Genomic DNA, 19,401 nt, shown 5'->3' with positions numbered 1-19,401 from the left:
TGACCCTTCACCCCACTATCTGGCTGGGAGCTTGCCTAGCCCAACCATTTCCGCCCGGCAACAAAGCTCCTCACCCTGTCGCATTGCAGCACATTCCTACCTTTGACCGTCGCGGCCTTGTCCTATATGCGCGCCCGAGACAGGGGGTGAACGCCTCCCTCGGCCAAGCCGAGACAGAATTTGTCCTGCTAAGGAGATCATAAGTGTCCAGCCGCATTCCTACTCATGGCCTCGCTGCTCAGGGCATCAACGTCGCCGCCCAGATTCAGTGGAATCTGCCGACCGCTCCGCTGGTCGAAGAGGCGGTGCGCCGGGGCGAGGGCGTGTTGGCCAAGGATGGCCCGCTGGTCGTCAAGACCGGCAAGCACACCGGCCGTTCGGCGAACGACAAATTCTTCGTCCGTGACGCCGAAACCGAGAACACGGTGTGGTGGGGCAAGGGCAACAAGAGCATGACGCCCGAGCAGTTCGCGGCGCTGAAGGAGGATTTCCTCAAGCATCTCGGCACGAAGGAAACCTTGTTCGTCCAGGATCTGTTCGGCGGATCGCAGCCCGAGCATCGCGTGAACGTCCGCGTGATCAATGAACTCGCCTGGCACAACCTGTTCATCAAGACGCTGCTGGTGCGCCCCGAGGCGGGTGACCTGCCGGGTTTCGTTGCCGAATATACGATCATCGACCTGCCGAGCTTCCGCGCTGATCCCGCGCGCCACGGCTGCCGTTCGGAAACCGTGATCGCGGTGAACCTCAGCGAGAAACTGATCCTGATCGGCGGCACGGCCTATGCTGGCGAGATGAAGAAGTCGGTGTTCGGCATCCTCAACTACAAGCTACCCGTGGAAGGCATCATGCCGATGCACTGTTCGGCCAATATCGGCCCGAACGGTGATACGGCCGTGTTCTTCGGCCTCAGCGGCACCGGCAAGACCACCCTTTCGGCGGACGCAAGCCGCACGCTGATCGGCGATGACGAGCACGGCTGGTCTGACACGGCGGTCTTCAACTTCGAGGGCGGCTGCTACGCCAAGATGATCCGCCTCTCGCCGGAAGCGGAGCCGGAAATCTACGCGACGACCAAGCGTTTCGGCACGGTGCTGGAAAATGTGGTGATCGACGAAGCGACCCGCGAGATCGACCTCGACGACGATAGCCTGGCCGAGAACAGCCGCGGTTCCTATCCGATCGACTTCATCCCGAACGCGTCCGAGCACAATCTCGGCCCGGTGCCGAAGAACATCATCTTCCTGACCGCCGACGCCTATGGCGTGCTGCCGCCGATCGCGAAGCTGACGCCGGACCAGGCGATGTATCACTTCCTCTCGGGCTACACGGCGCGCGTCGCCGGCACCGAGATCGGCGTGACCGAGCCGACCGCGACTTTCTCGACCTGCTTCGGCGCGCCGTTCATGCCGCGTCACCCGTCGGTCTATGGCAACCTGCTGAAAGAGCGGATCGCCAAGGGCGGCGTCGATTGCTGGCTGGTCAACACCGGCTGGACCGGCGGCAGCTATGGCGTCGGCAACCGCATGCCGATCAAGGCGACTCGCTCGCTGCTCAATGCCGCGCTCGACGGTTCGCTGAACGACGCCGAGTTTGTGGTCGATCCGAATTTCGGCTTCCAGGTGCCGCAAGCCGTTGCCGGGGTCGATTCGAAGATCCTCAATCCGCGCGACACCTGGGCGGACAAGGCCGGTTATGACGCGACGGCGCGCAAGCTGGTCGACCAGTTCATCGAGAATTTCTCGCAATTCGCCGACCATGTCGACGAGGGCGTGCGGCAGGCGGCGCCGAAGGCGGCCTGACAAACCTTATCACCGTTACCGGGAGGCGCGTCCGGCAACGGGCGCGCCTTTCCTTTTGCGCTTCGTGAATTCGGTGACGAGAAATGAGTGATTACGAACCGAGGCTATTTGCCGATGCGGCCGAGATTCGCCGGATCGGCGAGGGACTGCTGGCGCGGACGTTGCCCAAGGCGGAGTGGACGCACGAGGCGCATCTCGCGACCTGCGCCTGGCTGGTGAGCGAGCGGCCGGATATCGTGCCGGAGCGCGATCTGCCGGCGATCATAGCCGCCTATAACGAGGCGGTGGGCGGCGTGAATGACGACACGCAGGGCTATCATGAGACGATCACCCAGTGCTTCATCCGCGGGGTGCGGCTGCATCTGGCGAGGGTCGATGGGGCGGGGCTGCTGGAGGCGGTGAACCGGTTGTTGCGGGAAGCGGAGGGGCGGCGGGAGTGGCCGTTGCGATTCTTCAGCGCGGAACGGCTGTTTTCGGTGGAGGCCCGGCGGGGCTGGGTGGAGCCGGACCTGGCGCCGTTACCCGAGGTAGAGAGGCAGGTTTAGACTGAATCGAGGGGTGGGCTCCTCTAAACCTATATAAACACAATATTTTCAATAAGTTATATTAGAGCTGTTCGACGATCAATGTCGAGCCTTTCGCGCCCACCACGCGGGCGCGGGCACCGGTGGGCATGTCCGGGCCGGTCGCGTTCCAGACGCCGTCACCGACCTTCACCCGGCCATGGCCGTCGCCGATCGGCTCGACCACGGTGACGATTTCACCCACCAGCCGCGCGACGCGATCGTTGAGCAGGGGATCGGGCGAGCTCGCGGGAAAGGCGGCCATGTAGCGGCGCCCGGCATAGACCGCGGCCAAGGCGGCTATCGCGAAAACCAAAGCCTGCAGCGGCACCGACAGATCGAGCAGGAAGGCGACCGCACCGGTGACGGCGGCGGCCGCGGCCAGCCAGATCAGGAAAAAGCCGGGGGCAATGATCTCGGCAATCGCCAGCACGATCGCGGCGATCAGCCAGATCCAGTGCGGATCGAGATCGAAGGGGAATTCCATCGATCAGGCCTGTTCGAACGGGCCGGGCCGGCGCGGCGCCGGGGATGCGGGCGGGGAGGGTGGAACCGCATCGCCGCCGAGCGCATCCTTCGCCAACGCGCCGATGCCGCCGAGCGTACCGATCAACTGCGTCGCCTCCACCGGGAACAGGATCGTCTTGGCGTTGGGCGAGGTCGCGAACTGGCTGACCGCATCGACATATTTCTGCGCGACGAAATAGTTGATCGCCTGAACATTGCCGCCCGCGATCGCATCCGAAACCAAAGTGGTCGCCTTGGCCTCCGCCTCGGCGGAGCGCTCGCGCGCCTCGGCATCGCGGAACGCGGCCTCGCGCCGACCTTCGGCTTCCAGGATCTGCGACTGCTTCTGACCCTCGGCACGGAGGATCTCGGACGCGCGCATGCCCTCGGCCTCCAGGATCGAGGCGCGCTTCTCGCGCTCGGCCTTCATCTGGCGGCCCATGGCGTTGACGATGTCGGCGGGCGGGCGGATGTCCTTCACCTCGACGCGGGTGATCTTGACGCCCCACGCCTCGGTCGCCTGATCGACGACGACGAGCAGCCGCGCGTTGATCTCGTCGCGCTTGCTCAGCGTCTCGTCGAGATCCATCGATCCCATCACGGTGCGCAGGTTGGTGGTGGTGAGCTGCATGATCGCGACATAGAGCTCGGACACCTCATAGGCGGCCTTGGCGGCATCGAGTACCTGGAAGAAGACGATGCCGTCGACCGAGACCATCGCATTGTCGCGGGTGATGATCTCCTGACCCGGGATCTCAACAACCTGCTCCATCATGTTGATCTTGCGGCCCACGCGATAGAAAAAGGGGATGTAGAAATTGAAGCCGGGCTGGGCCACGGCGACGAACTTGCCGAAATATTCGATGGTATATTGATAGCCCTGCCGGACGACCGTGACGCCCGCCGCGACGAATATGATCGCCAAGACCAACAGAACCAGCGCGAGCGTACCCATCAGCCTTATCCCCCATGACTTACAGGGGGATAGTGCAACGGCGCGGGGCGGAGGCCAACTGGAATCGGAGGACGGCGCTCTCCGTAAAATTCGACAGTTCTCGAAATATGGATTGATTCAGCGTGTCGAGAGTGATAATTCGACATTCATCGAAATAATGGAGCAATCCGATGTCGAAAGCCAAACTGCTGCGCTTTCTGGAAGAGCTGGCCGAGCAGATGGGCGCAAAGCGCGGGCTTTGCTGCCACGACGCTGTGAGCAACATTCCTCGCCCGCCTCACCAAGCATGCTGTGAGAGGTCCGCATGATGGAGCCGGCCGCAGCCGTCGCCGCGTTTGGCGCTCTTGCTCACGACACCCGCCTGCAGGTGTTCCGCTTGCTGGTGCAGGCCGGTCCCAATGGTGTGACTGCCGGCGACATTGCCGAGGCGCTCAAGGTGCCCGCATCCACGATGTCGCACCATCTGGCGATTATCGAGCGCGCTGGTCTTGCCACCTCGCGCCGGGAGAGCCGCTCGATCTTCTACGCCGCTGACTATGAGGGCACACGCAAGCTGATCGCCTTCATGATGGAGGATTGTTGCCAGGGCCGCCCGGAGCTTTGCGGAACGGGCCTTGCTGCACCGTCCTGCGAAACGACCTGCTGAAGGAGCGAAGATATGAAGCGACTGCATGTTCATGTCGGCGTCGAGGATCTCGACCAGTCGATCCGCTTCTATTCCACTTTGTTCGGCGCCGGGCCGACTGTCGCCAAGGCCGATTATGCGAAGTGGATGCTCGACGACCCGCGCGTGAATTTCGCGATTTCGGCGGGGCACGCCACGACGGGCGTCGAGCATCTCGGTATTCAGGTCGAGGATCAGGCAGAGCTGGCCGAAGTCTATGACCGCCTGAAATCGGCCGATCGCCCCGTGCTGGAGGAAGGCGCGACAACCTGCTGCTACGCCAAGAGCGAGAAGAGCTGGATCAACGATCCACAGGGCGTCGTGTGGGAAGCGTTCCTCACCAACGGCGAGGCGACCGTCTATGGCGGAGGCCCCGATCAGGCGAACCTCGTGGCCCGATCGGACAATGCAGCCGATGCGTCCTGCTGCGCCCCGGCACTACCGAAGAGCGCGCAGTCCGCCTCCACTTCAACCTGCTGCGGGTGAGATCAGATCCATGGCTGACAAGGTCTACAACGTGCTTTTCCTCTGCACGGGCAATTCGGCGCGTTCGATCCTCGCCGAAGCGATCCTGAACCGGGAAGGCGAAGGCCGTTTCCGCGCATACAGTGCCGGCAGTTTTCCCAAGGGTGAGGTGCATCCCTGCAGCGAGGATGTGCTGAACAGCCTTGGCTATGACACGAGCGGATTCCGGTCGAAGTCGTGGGATGAATTTGCGGCACCGGGGGCGCCTCCGCTCGATTTCATCTTCACCGTCTGCGACAACGCCGCTGACGAAGCCTGCCCCATCTGGCCGGGGCATCCCACCACGGCCCATTGGGGAATCCCTGATCCGGCTGCGGTCGAGGGCAGTGCAGCCGAACAGCACGCCGCCTTTTTCGATGCCTATCGGATGATGGCCAATCGCATCCGGCTGTTCACCAGCCTGCCGCTGGCTTCGATCGAAAAGATGGCGCTGCAGGCGCGCTTGAACGAGATCGGCCAGGACGAAGGGCGCAGCGACATCGGCAAGACGGCCGATGCCGCCTGAAGCCTCGGCGATGGCCATCGCTCCGCCCGCGATTTCGGCATTCGAACGCTATCTGTCGGTCTGGGTGGCGCTGTGCATCCTTGTTGGTATTGCCCTTGGCGCGGCGGTGCCGGGGCTGTTTGAATGGATCGCCTCGGCCGAGGTGGCGCGGGTCAATCTGCCCGTCGCCATCCTGATCTGGCTGATGATCATTCCGATGCTGCTGAAAATCGATTTCGGCGCGCTGGGGCGCGTGCGCGAACAGTGGCGGGGCGTTGGCGTGACGCTGTTCATCAATTGGGCGGTGAAGCCGTTTTCCATGGCGCTGCTGGGTAGCTTGTTCATCGGGTGGCTGTTCCGGCCATTGCTGCCCGATGCCCAGATCGAAAGCTATATTGCGGGCCTCATCCTCCTTGCGGCCGCCCCCTGCACCGCGATGGTGTTCGTCTGGTCGAACCTATGCGACGGCGATCCCAATTATACGCTGAGCCAGGTCGCCCTGAACGATCTCATCATGGTCTTCGGCTTCGCTCCGCTTGTCGGCCTGCTGCTGGGCGTTGCTTCGATCACGGTGCCCTGGGACACGCTGTTGCTGTCGGTGGTCCTGTATATCGTCGTCCCCGTGATCGCGGCGCAACTGATCCGTCGTTCCGTCCTTGCCGGAGGAGGAAAGCCGGCGCTCGATCGCTTGCTCGCCGCCCTCGCGCCCGTCTCGCTCATTGCCTTACTGGCGACGCTGGTTTTGCTGTTCGGTTTTCAGGGGCGACAGATCCTTGCGCAGCCGATGGTCATAGTGCTCTTGGCCGTGCCGATCCTGATACAGGTCTATTTCAACGCCGGGCTCGCATATTGGCTGAGTAAACGCCTTGGCGTTGCGTGGTGCGTCGCCGCACCCGCGGCGTTGATCGGCGCTTCCAACTTCTTCGAGTTGGCCGTTGCTGCCGCAATCTCGCTTTATGGCCTGAATTCGGGGGCTGCGCTGGCGACGGTGGTTGGTGTGCTGGTTGAAGTGCCGGTGATGCTGTCCTTCGTCAGCATCGTGAAGCGTTCGCGCGGCTGGTACGAGGAGTCTGTTCGCTAGCAGAAGCGACGACGCGGCGGACGGTTATTCGTGCCCGGAACGGCGAGGTGCTGAGCAATCCAGGCGGCGTGACCGAGGCGATCCTTGCGAAGGCCGCGAAGTGCCTCGGCGGGCCCCACCCCCAGTTCCTCCCTTGCAGGGAGGGGAGAAGAGGGGCTGAGGGCACCCAGCATGGGAATAGGCCGGGTATTGCGCCGCTCGCCGCTGCGGCTTGAGGAAACGGGAGGCGGCAGTTTGCGCGCTGCCTCCCGATCCTGTTGTTCAGGCCTGGCCCCTAGAAGCCCTTGCGCACCGTCACGCCGATCGTGCGTGGCTGGTTGGTGCTGAAGCCCAGACGGGCGCGGCCGCCCCGTTCACGGTCGAAGGCGAGCAGCGCGTTTTCGTCGAGCAGATTGTTCACATAGACCGACACGCCGAGATCATTGGCGAGATCGACCCCCGCGCTCAGATTGACAAGCTGATAATCCGGCAGTTTCAGGTCGACGGTCGTCGACGCGTCGGCCGGCGCGCCGCCGAAAGGCAGGCCGTGGACAAAGGTGCGCGGGTTGTTTTCCTGATCGCCGGGCTGGGTATAGCGGGTGCCGACGTGCTGGAAGCTGGCCGAGACGAAGGCTTCGGTCTCCGCGCCCAGCGCGAAGCTGTAGGTGGCGCTTGCCGATAGCTGGAACTTCGGGACGGAGGGCAGTCGATTGCCGTCCCTGATGCCTTCGATGACCGAGCCGTCGGGCCGGGCGATGGTCGCGTCGAATTCGGCTTCCACGAAGCTGGTCGACAGGCTGAGATCCAGCCCGGTGACCGGGGTCGCGGACACTTCCAACTCGACGCCCATGGTGTGTGCCTTGGGCACGTTGAAAACGATGCGCGACGAACAACTGCCCGCATCGGCCGTGACCTGCAGGTTCTTGATGTCGGTATAGAAGGCGGCGGCGGCGAAAGTGATGCCGGCCGCGCGTCCCTTGATCCCGCCCTCATAGTTCCAGAGGGTTTCGTCGTCATAGCGAGGGCGGTTGCCGAAGGTGGTCGCATCCGGCCCATTGGGCACGCCACCATCGCACAAGGGCAGGTTGAGCGGATCGTTCACGCCGCCGAGGCGGAAGCCCTTCGCCGCCTGGGCGTTGAGCGTCACATTGTCCGATATGTCGTAGCTCAGCAGCAGGCGGGGCGAGAAACCTTCGGACGAGGTCTTGTCGCGATTGTCGTCCAGGTTGGTGAACAGGCCGCCCGAGGTGAAGGTGCGTTCCTCGTCATAGACATAATAGCGCCCGCCCAGCGTGGCGGTGAACGCTTCCGTGATGTCGTAGCTGGCCTCACCGAACACCGCCATCTGCTGGAGGCTGTAGGGAATATCGGCATTATAAGGCGAGTCCGGGCCAAACCCGTTGCTGACTGCCGCCGAGGTTCCTGCGCCGAGCACGGCATCGGTGACCGCGTCATAGCCCGGCGTAGGCAGCCGCTGCGCATATTTCCGGTCGGTATCGGAATAGAATGCGCCGAACAGCCATTGGAAGGGGCCCTTGTCATTCGATGCGAAACGGATTTCCTGGGTGAATTGTTTGACGCCGGTCGTGTCGACCAGATTGGACGGCAGCAGCACGCCCGCATCCGGATAGCCCAGATCGACCGAGACACTGCCGGTAAGCGCGCTCGCATCCCGGCTGACCAGGATATCGCGATCGGTGTAGCTGGTGACCGAGGTGACATCGATCGGGCCGTGCGAGGCCTGGATCGTCAGATCGGCCAGGAGGAATTCGTCCTCGAAATCCTCGTCCAGCATGAGGAATTGCTGGCGTTCCTTGAACGTCACCGGCGGCCGGGTGGTGGTGTAGGGATTGGCGAAGAGGTTGTAGACCTCCTGCCGGTTGAAGCCGTCGGTGGTTACCTTCTGATAGACCAGGCGCGGGGTGATCGAGACGTCATCGCTGGGCTGGAACAGGATCGAGACGCGGCCGCCATAGCGCTCACCGGTATTGACGTCCTTGTCGACGTCGCCGCCTTCGCGCAGCGCATCGATGAAGCCGGCATAGCGGGTGTAATAGCCGACCGCCCGCACCGCGACCTTTTCCGAAACCGGCACGTTGATCGCGCCCTTGAGATGGCCGCCGACGTCATTTTCGTCGACCATGTTCAGATTGGCTTCGATCTTGCCTTCAAGCGCGTCGGTCTTCGGTTGATTGGTGATGTAGCGCAGCGTGCCGCCGACCGAACCGGAACCGAACAGGGTGCCTTGCGGCCCCCGCAGCGTCTCGACGCGGTTGAGATCGAACAGGTCGAGATCAGGCGTGAACAGCGAGAGCGAGACGACCGATTCGTCGAGATAGACGCCGACCTGCTCCTTCACGCCCGGCTGATCGCGCGCGATCTGGCCCGCGGATACGCCGCGGATCGACACCGTGCTCTGGCCCGGACCGAGATTCTGGACGGCGAGGCCGGCTACGTTGCGCGACACATCTTCCAGCGTCACCGCATTGGCGCGCTCGATATCGTCTTCGGTCTGTGCATTGATGGAAAAGGGAACGGCAAGAACCGTCGATGCACGCTTGGTAGCTGTAACGATGATATCGCCAGGATCATCCGCCGCTGTTTCCTGCGCAAATGCAGATTGGGACAGCGCGGCGATAGCAAGTATCGAACTTGCCGTAGCGTAAACACTACGCATGCGACGAGGCGCATTTGCAGCCTTCATGATCATCTCTCCACATATTTATAGACTTTGCAGTCACTGAGTTCTGCTTAAATCTCTCCGCAATGACCGACAATTGCTCGGATGATATTTTGCGCGATAGTGACTTATTCGCATCAGCGCGGGGATGCGGGTTGTTATTGAAGAATAAGCCTAATTCGGAAATCCCAGTATGAGATGGTGCCGGTGCCGCGCATCATCGCGACCTGTCGCCTGCACGAACATGTCGAGATATTGGCGGCGGATCGGTGGAGGGCGGCAAGCCCGATATGCGCGGCGCCTTAAATTGCTTGCCGGAAGATATCCCTAAGCAAAGATAATCGCCGGTATCAGTATTTGTCACGATGGACTCGCGTTTTTGCGCGGATTAACCGTGGATTGGCGCGCGAACACATGATCTGGACAGGCGCGCGCAAGGATTCAGGGGAAATCCATGAGCATCAAGACCATAGCTGCTGCACTATTGCTTGCCGGAAGCTTCGCGCTGGCGCCTGCCCACGCGCAGACGGCCACGCCTGAAGCGACGAGCGTCGACCCGGCCAAACCGCTGACCGCCGCCGATCTGGAAGGATTGCGCGCGGAGTTACGTTCATCGAAGAAGCAGACGATCGCGTCGAACCTCAGATTGACGGATGCCGAGGCGACGAAGTTCTGGCCGGTATATGACAAATACGCAGCCGATTTGACTGCAATAAAGGACGGTCAATACGCCATTATCGCCGAATATGTGAACAATTTCGGCAAATATGATGACAAGGCGGCGGCGGATTTCATTACCCGGTGGCTTGACCTCGACGTCAAGACGACCAGTTTGCGGGCGAGATATGTCCCCATCGTCGGTCGTGTCCTGCCCGGGATCAAGGCGGCGTCCTTTTTCCAGATAGATCGACGTGTGCAGATGGTCGTGGACCTCGGTCTCGCGTCGCGATTGCCGATCTTGCAGGGACAGTCCGCGAAATAGGCCGTTTCCCAGACCAGAATCTCGACCAAGGCGGGTTGCGCTCCGCGCCTGATGCTGCCAATGCGCCGCATGAGCCGCTTTCTCAGCACAACCTCGCCGCTCCTCCTCTCCGCCATCATCGCCCTACAACCGCTTGCCGCACGTCCTGCAGCCGAGACGGTGATCGAGACACGTGTGCGCGGGCATATCGAGACTTTGGCGGCGGATGCGATGGAGGGCCGCAAGCCCGGCACGCCCGGCGGTGACATGGCCGTCCAATATGTCGCGGGGCAGTTTGCCGCGGTGGGCCTGCAGCCAGGGGCGGCGGACGGTAGCTTCTATGCGCCGGTGAAGCTGGTCGAGCGGCGGGCAGGGGCCGTGACCGCGGATTGGCGGATCAAGGGCGCGGCGATCGCGACCGGCGCGGACGAGATGGTGCTGCGCGGTGGTGACGCCGAAACCCGAATCGCCGACGCGCCGATCCTCTTCGGTGGTTATGGCGTCGACGATTCGCTGATGAAGACGAAGACCGGCCTCAACGCCTTTGCGGGTGTCGATGTGCGCGGCGCGGTGGTGCTGCTGCTGCCGGGAAGCCCGAGCGGTGTGGCGAACGCGCCCGCTTATGCCGCGCGGCGCGAGGCGCTGTTGAAGGCGGGTGCGGCGGCGGTTCTGCGCGTCGAGACGGACGAGAAGGGCTGGCCGGCAATCCGCGATGCGCTGCGCGAGGCCCGCACCGATCTGGCCGACGGGCCGGTGCCGCCGACCACGGGCGGGCTTTCGCCGGCGGCCTGGGCCAAGATCGCCAAGGCGGCAGGGCTGGAGACTGCGCAGGCGGAAGCGGCCAAGCTGGAGTTCCGCGCGGCGCGTGTCGACGGCACGCTTTCCGCGGTGATCGGCACCGAGATGCGGCCCTATACGAGCTGGAACGTGATCGGCCGGCTGCCGGGGAGTGACCCGGCGGCGGGCGCGGTGCTGTATCTCGCCCATTGGGATCATCTCGGCATCTGCGCGCCCGAAGGCGCCAAGGATCGGATCTGCAACGGCGCGGTCGACAATGCGAGCGGCGTCGCGATGATCGTCGAGGTGGCGCGGGGGCTGGCGGCGCAGAAGAATCGGCAGGCCCGCGACATCTATTTCGTGGCGACGACGGCGGAGGAGATGGGGCTGCTCGGCGCCCATGCGCTCGCCAAGGCGCCGCCGGTCGATCCGGCGAAGATCGTCGCGGTGCTCAATTTCGATACCGTTGCGATCGCGCCGGCGGGGGCTCCCGTGGCGGCGCTGGGCCGCGGCGAAACCCCGCTCGACCCGCTGATCGACGCCGCCGCGCGGCGGATGGGCCGCAAGGTCAATCCGTCGGCCGAAGCCAATCAGTTGAGGCAGCGCCAGGACGGCTGGGCCTTCACCCAGATCGGCGTGCCCGCGGTGATGGTGGGCGGATCGCTCAACCTCGATCTGCTGAAGGCCTATCTCGGCGGCGAATATCACAAGCCCGGCGACGATCTTGCCCAACCGCTGATGCTGGACGGCGTCGCGGAAGACGTGCGGCTGCACGTCACGCTCGGCCGGATGATCGCCGATCCGAAGCGATACCAGCCGCCGCCCAGATAGGCGCGCTGGAAATCGTCACACGCCATCCCCATAAACTGCCCCAAACCACCCGGATCGAACCCATGGACATCAGCCTCGGCCTCACCTTCGACGACGTTCTCCTCATCCCCGGCGCATCGGAGGTCCTGCCCAGCCAGGCGGACACCCGCACGCAGGTGACGAAGGACATCAGCCTCAACATCCCGATCCTATCGTCGGCGATGGACACCGTGACGGAAGCCGACATGGCGATCGTGATGGCACAGCTTGGCGGGATCGGCGTGCTCCACCGTAACCTGACGGTGGAGGAACAGGCGGCCGCGGTGCGCGCGGTGAAGCGCTTCGAAAGCGGCATGGTGGTGAACCCGATCACGATCACCCCGGACGCGACCGTGGGCGATGCGCAGGCGCTGATGGCGCGGCACAAGATTTCCGGCATCCCGGTCGTCGAGGCGTCGGGCAAGCTGGTCGGCATCCTCACCAACCGCGACGTGCGCTTTGCCGAGAATGCGGGCCAGCCGATCGCCGAGCTGATGACGCACGACAATCTCGCCACGGTGCGGGCGGGCGTGAGCCAGGAAGAAGCGCGCCGCCTGCTCCACCAACGCCGGATCGAAAAGCTGCTGGTGGTCGATGACGCCTATCGCTGCGTCGGCCTGATCACGGTGAAGGATATCGAGAAGGCGGTGAACTATCCGGCCGCCACCAAGGACGCGAACGGCCGCCTGCGCGTGGCCGCGGCGACGACGGTGGGCGACAAGGGCTTCGAGCGGACCGAGGCGCTGATCGACGCCGAGTGCGACCTGATCGTCATCGACACCGCCCATGGCCACAACGCCGATGTCGCCCGCGCGGTGGAGCGGGTGAAGCGGCTTTCCAATTCGGTGCAGGTGGTGGCGGGTAATGTCGCCACCGGCGAGGCGACCCGCGCGCTGATAGGCGCGGGCGCGGACGGCGTGAAGGTCGGCATCGGGCCGGGATCGATCTGCACCACGCGCGTCGTCGCAGGTGTCGGCGTGCCGCAGCTTACCGCGATCATGGAATCGGCGAAGGCTGCGCGGGATTCCGGCGTTCCGGTGATCGCCGATGGTGGCCTGCGCACATCGGGCGATCTCGCCAAGGCGCTGGCGGCGGGCGCATCGACGGTGATGGTGGGGTCGCTCCTCGCCGGGACCGAGGAAGCGCCGGGCGAGACCTTCATCTATCAGGGCCGCGCCTATAAGAGCTATCGCGGCATGGGATCGGTGGGTGCGATGGCGCGCGGGTCCGCCGACCGCTATTTCCAGCAGGACATCAAGGACCAGATGAAGCTGGTGCCCGAGGGGATCGAAGGGCAGGTGCCTTTCAAGGGCCCGGCCAAGGACATCATCCACCAGCTTGTCGGCGGCGTGAAGGCGGCGATGGGCTATACCGGCGCGCCGACCATCCGCGAGCTACAGGAGCGCGCGCGCTTCGTGCAGATCACCAATGCGGGCCTGCGCGAAAGCCATGTCCATGACGTGACGATCACCCGCGAGGCGCCGAATTATCCGACGCGCTGAGGCGGAGGGAAAAGTAAAAGCCCGGCCGATCTGTTGACCGGCCGGGCTTTCTTTTTGGCTTCAGGCGAAGCTGACCGAGACGTTGGTGCGGCGGCGACGCATCGTGCCGCCGACGAGGCCGAAGCCCGCGATCATCATCGCCCAGGTGGCCGGTTCGGGGACGGGGGCTACATTCTCGTTGAAGCCGGTGACGAGGCCCTGGTTCCACTCATAGGGATAGGCCGAGAAGCGGCTGTTGGTGAGGCCGGCATTCTTGTCGGTGTCGAGGAACAGGTTGCCGCTGCCGAAATCGAACGAACGGATCGTCAGCAGCAGATTGCCCTTCGACGCGTCGTAATCAAACGCGGTCGACAGGTCCAAGTCGAGCCGGCCATCGGCCAGCAGCGGCAGCTCGCCATCGAACACCTTGGTGTAGGAGGCGTCGAACCATGCGCCCGAGCTGGTATCGAAGCTGTCGATCGCGGCCGACGTGGTCGACAGATAGATCTGGAAGGTGCCGGTGCGCGGCGTGCCGCCCGGCGTGACCGTGTTGTAGAAGTTGAGCTGGCTGATGTTGAGGCCCGAGCCGAAGCTGGAGGCATTATAGACCTGCTGGTAATAATAGCCGCCGATCGTGCCGCCGAACGGAATGCTGTTGCTGGAATCCGCGGTGCCGATCACCACGGCATGCGCCGGCGAAAGCGCCGCGACGGCGCAGAAAGCGGCCGCAGCCGCGCGAAGAAGAAACTTGCTCACCCCATGCTCCTTGTGAACGATTGGACGCTCAAAGCCTTGACGATTACTGGCGGCAGGCGGTTAGAGCCCGTCGCATGGGGAGCGGCTAAGGCGCATTTGCTACAGATCGGCGACGTTGGTTAATGAAAATTAAGACAATTCAATTAATTGGAGCCGAAATGTCGCATCGCGGGACAGGCACGCGATGACGCCGGCTGGACGCGCACAGGCGGCGATCGACCTGCTCGACGAGATCATCGCCGCGGCGCGCGCCGGCGGGGCGGCGGCGGACGTGCTGATCGCGCGCTATTTCAAGACGCGGCGCTATGCGGGGTCGAAGGACCGTCGCGCGGTGCGCGATCTGATCTATCGCGCGATCCGGCGGGCGGGCGAGGTGCCGGAGAGCGGCCGCGCGGCCTTGATGGGATTGGCGCAGGAAGATGCCGAGGTCGCCGCTACGTTCGACGGATCGGCGCATGGGCCGGCGCGGATCGGGGAGGGCGAAGCGGCGGCGCCTGCCGGGATCTTGCCGCACTGGCTGATGGAAAAGCTGCCGCTCGATCCAAGCGAACTGCCGGCATTGCTCGACCGCGCGCCGCTTGACCTCCGCGTCAATGCGCTCAAGGCGACGCGCGAGACGGTGATGCCGCTGATCCCCGGCGCCGAGCCTACGCCGATTGCGCCGATGGGGCTGCGCTGCCCCGAAGGGACGCAGGTCGAGAGCTTGCCCGCCTTCACCCAGGGGGTGATCGAGGTTCAGGACGAGGGCAGCCAGATCGTCACCGCCATGGCCGGAGCGGAACCGGGGATGACGGTGATCGACCTGTGCGCCGGCGCCGGCGGCAAGACGCTGGCGCTGGCGGCGGCGATGCGGAACGAGGGGCGGCTGATCGCATCCGATGCCGATCGGACGCGGCTGTCGCGACTGGCGCCGCGCGCTGAGCGCGCTGGCGTGACGGTGGAGACGCGGCTGCTGGATGGTGGGCGGGAGCTGGATGCGCTCTTGGACCTGAAGGGGCAGGCGGATCTGGTGGTGATCGATGCGCCCTGTTCGGGAACCGGCACCTGGCGCCGCAATCCCGAGGCGCGCTGGCGGCTGACGCAGGCGCGGCTTGATCGGCTGACGGCGTTGCAGGCACGGCTGATCGGGGTCGGCGCCGACCTGGTTCGACCAGGCGGATCGCTTCTATACATCGTCTGTTCATTGCTCGACTGCGAAGGTGCAGACCAGGTGGCAGCGTTTCTTGGGGCGAATCCCAAATGGTCGGCCGATCCCGGCGCGGGAATGGCAGCAATGCCACACCGCGACGGATTTCGGCTCACACCCGCAGCGAATGGGACGGACGGCTTTTTCGTCGCTAGACTGCAACGGCCATGTTAGAAGCGCGTCACGAGACCTTCACGGAGTTGTTCATGCGTCTCTCTCCGATTGCATTAGCCTTGTCGCTGGCGTTCGCGACCGTTTCGAGCGTCGGATACAGCCAGAAGCCCGACGACCAGATCAATCCCCGCTCCATGGCCCTCCTCGAACAGGGCGAAGCTGCTCGCAAGGCAGGCAATTTCGTGCAGGCCAATGATCTGCTGGAAAGTTCGCTCGCGGTCGATCCGCGTAACCGGGCCGCCTTCGTGGCGCTGGGCCGGGTGGCGCAGGCGCAGGAGCTGCCGGGCAAGGCGATCCGATTCTACAAGGAAGCGCTGGCGCTGGAACCCAACGACCTTGCCGCGCTGACGGCGCAGGGCGAGGCGCTGGTCCAGAAGGGCGCCGTCGATCGCGCCAAGGCGAACCTCGCGCGCATTCGCACGCTCTGCAAGACGGAGTGCGGCCAGGCGACGCAGCTTGCCGGTGTGATCGCCAAGGGCCCGCCGCCGGCTGTCGTTACCGCCCAGGCGGCAACCACGGTGCCGGCCAAGGGCAGCGAGCCGCCGGTCAAGCCGTAAGCTGGAAGCATATCCAATAGCCGTCATGCCAGCGGAGGCTGGCATCCATGGCTCTCTCAGTCTGCACTACCGCTTGCCGTGTGATAGCCATGGACCCCAGCCTGCGCTGGGGTGACGGTGCTGGATCGGGGGGGGGGGGGGGCGACGGATGACCGACGAGGCTAGGCCCTGATCGTCCGCGCGATCGCCACGAATTCGTCCACGGACAGGGTTTCGGCGCGGCGTTGGGGATCGATTTCCAGCGCCGCGAGCGCATCCAGCGCGCCCGGCACGCTTTTGAGGCTCTGGCGCAGCATCTTGCGGCGCTGGCCGAAGGCGGCGGCGGTGATGCGTTCGAGATCGGCGGGGCGCACGTCTTCGGGCTGCGCGGCCGGCGTGATGTGGACGACCGCCGACATCACCTTGGGCGGGGGCACGAAAGCGGAGCGGTGGACGGTGAAGGCGAGCTTCGCGGTCGAGCGCCATTGGGCGAGCACGGCGAGGCGGCCATAGGCCGAACTGTCCGGCGCGGCGACGATGCGTTCGGCCACTTCCTTCTGGAACATCAAGGTCAGCGAGCGCCACCAGGGCGGCCACGCCTCACTGCCGAGCCAGTTCACCAGCAATGCCGTGCCGACATTATAGGGGAGGTTGGCGACGATGTGGGCGCCGACGCCGGCCTCGGCCGCGGCATCGACCTCCAGCGCGTCGCCGGAAATGACGCGGAGACGGCCGCCCGATGCCTCGTCTAGTTCGGCAAGCGCGGGCAGGCAGCGGCGATCGCGTTCGACCGCGACGACCTTGGCGCCGGCACCGAGCAATGCGCGGGTGAGGCCGCCGGGGCCGGGGCCGACCTCATAGACGGTCTCGCCTTCGAGCGAGCCGGGGACGCGGGCGATGCGATCGAGGAGTTGACCGTCGAACAGGAAGTTCTGGCCGAGCGCCTTGGAGGCGCTGAGGCCGTAACGCGAAATCACCTCCCGCAAGGGAGGCAGAGCGCGGATGGCGTCCGCGCTCACGCCATGCAGCGGATGCCTGCCGCCTCCCCGGCCATGCGGATCGCCGCGATCATCGCGCCGGGCTCCGCGATATTCTTGCCGGCAATCTCGAACGCCGTGCCGTGATCAGGCGCGGTGCGGACGATCGGCAGGCCGAGCGTCATGTTCACACCTTCATCGAAATGCAGTGTCTTCAACGGAATGAGGGCCTGATCATGGTAGAGGCAGATCGCCGCGTCATAAGTGGCGCGCGCGCGCTGGTGGAACATGGTGTCGGCGGCGAGCGGGCCGACGATGTCGACGCCCTCGGCGCGCAGGATCTCGACCGCGGGGAGGATGAAATCGATCTCCTCGCGGCCCAGCGCGCCGTTTTCGCCGGCATGCGGATTGAAACCGGCAATGGCCAAGCGGGGCTTTTCAATGCCGAAGTTGCGCGAAAGGCCGCGTTCGGTGGCGCGGGCTTTGGCGACGATCAGATCCACGCTGATGAGGCTCGCCACTTGCGCCAGCGGAACGTGGGTGGTGACGGGCACGGTGCGCAGCGTCGGCCCGGCGAGCATCATCACCGCATTGGCGCCGGAAATGCCGCAGCGTTCGGCGATGAATTCGGTCTGGCCCGGATGCGAAAAGCCGATCGCGTAGAGCTGGGCCTTGGACACCGGCCCGGTCACGAGCGCCCCCGCCGCGCCGGAACGCGTGAGGCCGGCAGCCATTTCCAGCGAATCGAGCGAGCAGCGCGCGCCGGGCATATTGGGCTCGCCGGGAATGATCTCTCCGGCATCCTCGACCTGGATCAGCGGCAGCGCATCGCCGAAGACGCGCGCGGTTTCGTCGGGCGAGGCGATGCGCTGGAACGGGCCATTCCACACGGCCGCGATCGAGCGCGGATCGCCCACCGCGAAGAAGGGCGCGAGACAGGCGGAGTTCCGGGCTTCCCAGGCTTTGGCGACAATTTCCGGTCCGATCCCGGCGGGATCGCCCAATGCCACTGCGAGCGGCGCGAGGGGGGCTCCGTCAGCGATAGTCGACAACCGCATCTCGCCGCAGGTCGCGCAGATAGCGACGGGCACGACGATTGATGCGCTCCTCTTCCATCTGCGCCAGGATCTGATCGAAAGACGGGCCGGAGGCGACCTGCGGATCATCGCGACCGCACAGCACCAGCGCGCGCACACCATCTTCGAGCGAGCCGAACGGGCGCGTGGACTGGCCGATCTGGAGATCGACCATCATCTGCTGCAAGGGGGCGGGCAGATCGCGCACCTTGACCTGATCATTGTCGACCACTTCGGCGCCAATGCTCTGGGCAACCTTGTCGACCGATCCGCAGCCGGTGATGCCCTTCATCGTGTTGGCGAATTCTTCCACCTTGGGCGCGGCCTGGCTCTGTGTCGTGCCGGCGGGGAAGCTGATCGAAACCTGCTTCAGGGCAAGTTGCGCGTCGCGCGGATCAGCAGTCAACACCTGGCGCTTGTCGACGAGCGCGATGATCGAATAGCCGCCAGGGATCGCGATCGGATCGCTGACCTGGCCGCGTTCCATCGTCGAGGCGACATTGGCGAGCTCGTCGGGCAATTGCTCGCCGCGGACCCAGCCGAGATCGCCGCCGACGGCCGCGGTCGACGCTTCCGAGAACTGCCGCGCATAAGCGACGAAGGACGCGCCCTGCTTGATCTGCTGGGTGATGCGCTGGGCATTCTGCAGCACATCGGCATTGGTGTCCGGCGTCGCCGAGAGATAGATTTCGGCGATGTGCAGCTCGGTCGCGCCCTTCGACGCATTGAGCCGCTGGATCACCGCGTTCACTTCATCTTCGCTGACATTGACGAAGGGCGTGACGCGGCGGCCGAGCAGGCGGCGCCAGGCAAGCTCGCCTTCGATCTGGCGCTTGAGCGAGGCTTCGGATGCGCCCTGTTCACGCAGATAGGTGGCGAAAGCGGCCGGCGTCCGTTTGAAATTCCCGGAGACGCGGGCGAAGGTCTGGTCGATCTCCGCCTGGCTGATGGTGATCTCGTTGGCCTTGGCTTCCTGGATCTGCAGCGATTCGTCGATCAGGTTGCGCAGCACCTGCAGCCGCAGCCGCTCGCGCTCGTCATCGCCGACCTTGCCGCCATTGGCCGCGACGACCAGCGCAAGCCGTTGATCCACATCGGTATCCGTGATGATCGTGCCGTTGACGATCGCGGTCGCCTTGCGAACCGTCGGGTCTTCACGGCCGAAGATCGTGAGATCCTGCGGAATGTTCAAATTGGATGCCGGGGCCGCGGCGTCGTCCGGCACGGTCTGTGCCGGAAGGGCGGATACTGACACGCCTGCAAGGATGATGGCCGAAACACCTGCACGAGCCAATACCTTGAGATTGTTCCTCAACTGCGCCTTCACTCTCACCCCATCGGAAAATCTGGCCACCGAAGCGCGCTGTCTTGCGCGCATGCGGCTGAAC

At 64.5% G+C, this 19,401-nt stretch carries 18 protein-coding genes; 11 read left to right on the top strand and 7 right to left on the bottom strand.

The genetic code is table 11. The annotated features are described in order from the left end of the window. The first annotated feature begins 203 nt into the window (after positions 1 to 203). Together ACFB49_RS07235 and ACFB49_RS07230 are read left to right on the top strand one after the other, a co-directional pair. Positions 204 to 1,802, top strand: a complete 1,599-nt coding sequence (locus ACFB49_RS07235; RefSeq protein WP_380877827.1) for a phosphoenolpyruvate carboxykinase — start codon at positions 204 to 206, stop codon at positions 1,800 to 1,802. 83 nt (positions 1,803 to 1,885) lie between these two features. Beyond that, positions 1,886 to 2,347 (top strand): hypothetical protein, encoded by a 462-nt coding sequence (locus ACFB49_RS07230; RefSeq protein ID WP_380877825.1) that lies wholly within the window; start codon positions 1,886 to 1,888, stop codon positions 2,345 to 2,347. Positions 2,348 to 2,408: 61 nt separating this feature from the next. Here ACFB49_RS07230 and ACFB49_RS07225 read toward each other — a convergent pair whose 3' ends face one another. Further along, positions 2,409 to 2,852: an NfeD family protein gene (locus ACFB49_RS07225; RefSeq protein ID WP_380877823.1), complete on the bottom strand. Its 444-nt coding sequence runs from the start codon at positions 2,850 to 2,852 to the stop codon at positions 2,409 to 2,411. 3 nt (positions 2,853 to 2,855) lie between these two features. Next, on the bottom strand, positions 2,856 to 3,827 hold the full coding sequence (locus ACFB49_RS07220; RefSeq protein ID WP_380877821.1) for an SPFH domain-containing protein: 972 nt from the start codon (positions 3,825 to 3,827) through the stop codon (positions 2,856 to 2,858). A gap of 304 nt (positions 3,828 to 4,131) precedes the next feature. Here ACFB49_RS07220 and ACFB49_RS07215 point away from each other — a divergent pair, with 304 nt between their 5' ends. From ACFB49_RS07215 to arsB, 4 genes are read left to right on the top strand one after another with little or no spacing between them, the layout of a single operon-like run. Further along, a complete protein-coding gene (locus ACFB49_RS07215) occupies positions 4,132 to 4,473 on the top strand; it encodes an ArsR/SmtB family transcription factor (protein WP_380877819.1) in 342 nt (113 codons plus the stop codon). Between the two features lie 12 nt (positions 4,474 to 4,485). Continuing rightward, positions 4,486 to 4,977, top strand: a complete 492-nt coding sequence (locus ACFB49_RS07210) for an ArsI/CadI family heavy metal resistance metalloenzyme (protein ID WP_380877817.1) — start codon at positions 4,486 to 4,488, stop codon at positions 4,975 to 4,977. Between the two features lie 10 nt (positions 4,978 to 4,987). Further along, positions 4,988 to 5,521: an arsenate reductase ArsC gene (locus ACFB49_RS07205; RefSeq protein ID WP_380877814.1), complete on the top strand. Its 534-nt coding sequence runs from the start codon at positions 4,988 to 4,990 to the stop codon at positions 5,519 to 5,521. A 10-nt stretch (positions 5,522 to 5,531) separates the two neighbouring features. Beyond that, positions 5,532 to 6,581 carry an ACR3 family arsenite efflux transporter gene (gene arsB, locus ACFB49_RS07200; RefSeq protein WP_380877812.1) on the top strand — a complete coding sequence of 350 codons (1,050 nt, stop codon included), beginning with the start codon at positions 5,532 to 5,534 and terminating at the stop codon, positions 6,579 to 6,581. Between the two features lie 274 nt (positions 6,582 to 6,855). On the opposite strand, the gene ACFB49_RS07195 is transcribed toward arsB, so the two are convergent. Further along, the gene (locus ACFB49_RS07195; RefSeq protein ID WP_380877809.1) at positions 6,856 to 9,237 is read right to left on the bottom strand and encodes a TonB-dependent receptor; all 2,382 of its coding nucleotides are present in this window, start codon (positions 9,235 to 9,237) and stop codon (positions 6,856 to 6,858) included. A gap of 457 nt (positions 9,238 to 9,694) precedes the next feature. Here ACFB49_RS07195 and ACFB49_RS07190 point away from each other — a divergent pair, with 457 nt between their 5' ends. From ACFB49_RS07190 to guaB, 3 genes are all read left to right on the top strand, one after another. Then, positions 9,695 to 10,222 carry a hypothetical protein gene (locus ACFB49_RS07190; RefSeq protein ID WP_380877807.1) on the top strand — a complete coding sequence of 176 codons (528 nt, stop codon included), beginning with the start codon at positions 9,695 to 9,697 and terminating at the stop codon, positions 10,220 to 10,222. 69 nt (positions 10,223 to 10,291) lie between these two features. Then, a complete protein-coding gene (locus tag ACFB49_RS07185; protein ID WP_380877805.1) occupies positions 10,292 to 11,809 on the top strand; it encodes a M20/M25/M40 family metallo-hydrolase in 1,518 nt (505 codons plus the stop codon). Positions 11,810 to 11,871: 62 nt separating this feature from the next. Then, complete coding sequence (gene guaB, locus ACFB49_RS07180; protein ID WP_380877803.1) at positions 11,872 to 13,329, top strand: IMP dehydrogenase; 1,458 nt, start codon at positions 11,872 to 11,874, stop codon at positions 13,327 to 13,329. A 60-nt stretch (positions 13,330 to 13,389) separates the two neighbouring features. Here the strand turns inward: guaB and ACFB49_RS07175 are convergent, their stop codons facing one another. Beyond that, a complete protein-coding gene (locus ACFB49_RS07175) occupies positions 13,390 to 14,064 on the bottom strand; it encodes a PEPxxWA-CTERM sorting domain-containing protein (protein WP_380877801.1) in 675 nt (224 codons plus the stop codon). Between the two features lie 184 nt (positions 14,065 to 14,248). Here ACFB49_RS07175 and ACFB49_RS07170 point away from each other — a divergent pair, with 184 nt between their 5' ends. Both ACFB49_RS07170 and ACFB49_RS07165 read left to right on the top strand, forming a co-directional pair. After that, on the top strand, positions 14,249 to 15,424 hold the full coding sequence (locus ACFB49_RS07170; RefSeq protein WP_380877798.1) for an RsmB/NOP family class I SAM-dependent RNA methyltransferase: 1,176 nt from the start codon (positions 14,249 to 14,251) through the stop codon (positions 15,422 to 15,424). Between the two features lie 32 nt (positions 15,425 to 15,456). Next, positions 15,457 to 15,981, top strand: coding sequence for a tetratricopeptide repeat protein (locus tag ACFB49_RS07165; protein ID WP_380877795.1), 525 nt, complete (start codon positions 15,457 to 15,459; stop codon positions 15,979 to 15,981). A gap of 161 nt (positions 15,982 to 16,142) precedes the next feature. Here the strand turns inward: ACFB49_RS07165 and rsmA are convergent, their stop codons facing one another. The 3 genes from rsmA to ACFB49_RS07150 are packed head-to-tail and all read right to left on the bottom strand — an operon-like array spanning position 16,143 to position 19,391. After that, on the bottom strand, positions 16,143 to 16,979 hold the full coding sequence (gene rsmA / locus ACFB49_RS07160) for a 16S rRNA (adenine(1518)-N(6)/adenine(1519)-N(6))-dimethyltransferase RsmA (protein WP_380877793.1): 837 nt from the start codon (positions 16,977 to 16,979) through the stop codon (positions 16,143 to 16,145). Beyond that, positions 16,976 to 17,995 carry a 4-hydroxythreonine-4-phosphate dehydrogenase PdxA gene (gene pdxA / locus ACFB49_RS07155; RefSeq protein WP_380877790.1) on the bottom strand — a complete coding sequence of 340 codons (1,020 nt, stop codon included), beginning with the start codon at positions 17,993 to 17,995 and terminating at the stop codon, positions 16,976 to 16,978. Before pdxA ends, rsmA begins: the two co-directional genes overlap by 4 nt. Beyond that, a complete protein-coding gene (locus ACFB49_RS07150) occupies positions 17,973 to 19,391 on the bottom strand; it encodes a peptidylprolyl isomerase (protein WP_380877788.1) in 1,419 nt (472 codons plus the stop codon). Before ACFB49_RS07150 ends, pdxA begins: the two co-directional genes overlap by 23 nt. Positions 19,392 to 19,401: the final 10 nt, after the last annotated feature.

It is taken from the genome of Sphingomonas sp. DBB INV C78, from assembly GCF_042693015.1.
Classification (GTDB): domain Bacteria; phylum Pseudomonadota; class Alphaproteobacteria; order Sphingomonadales; family Sphingomonadaceae; genus Sphingomonas_E.
Note: the sequence above shows the minus strand (reverse complement) of the source record. Positions and strands in the feature narration are given on the sequence as shown.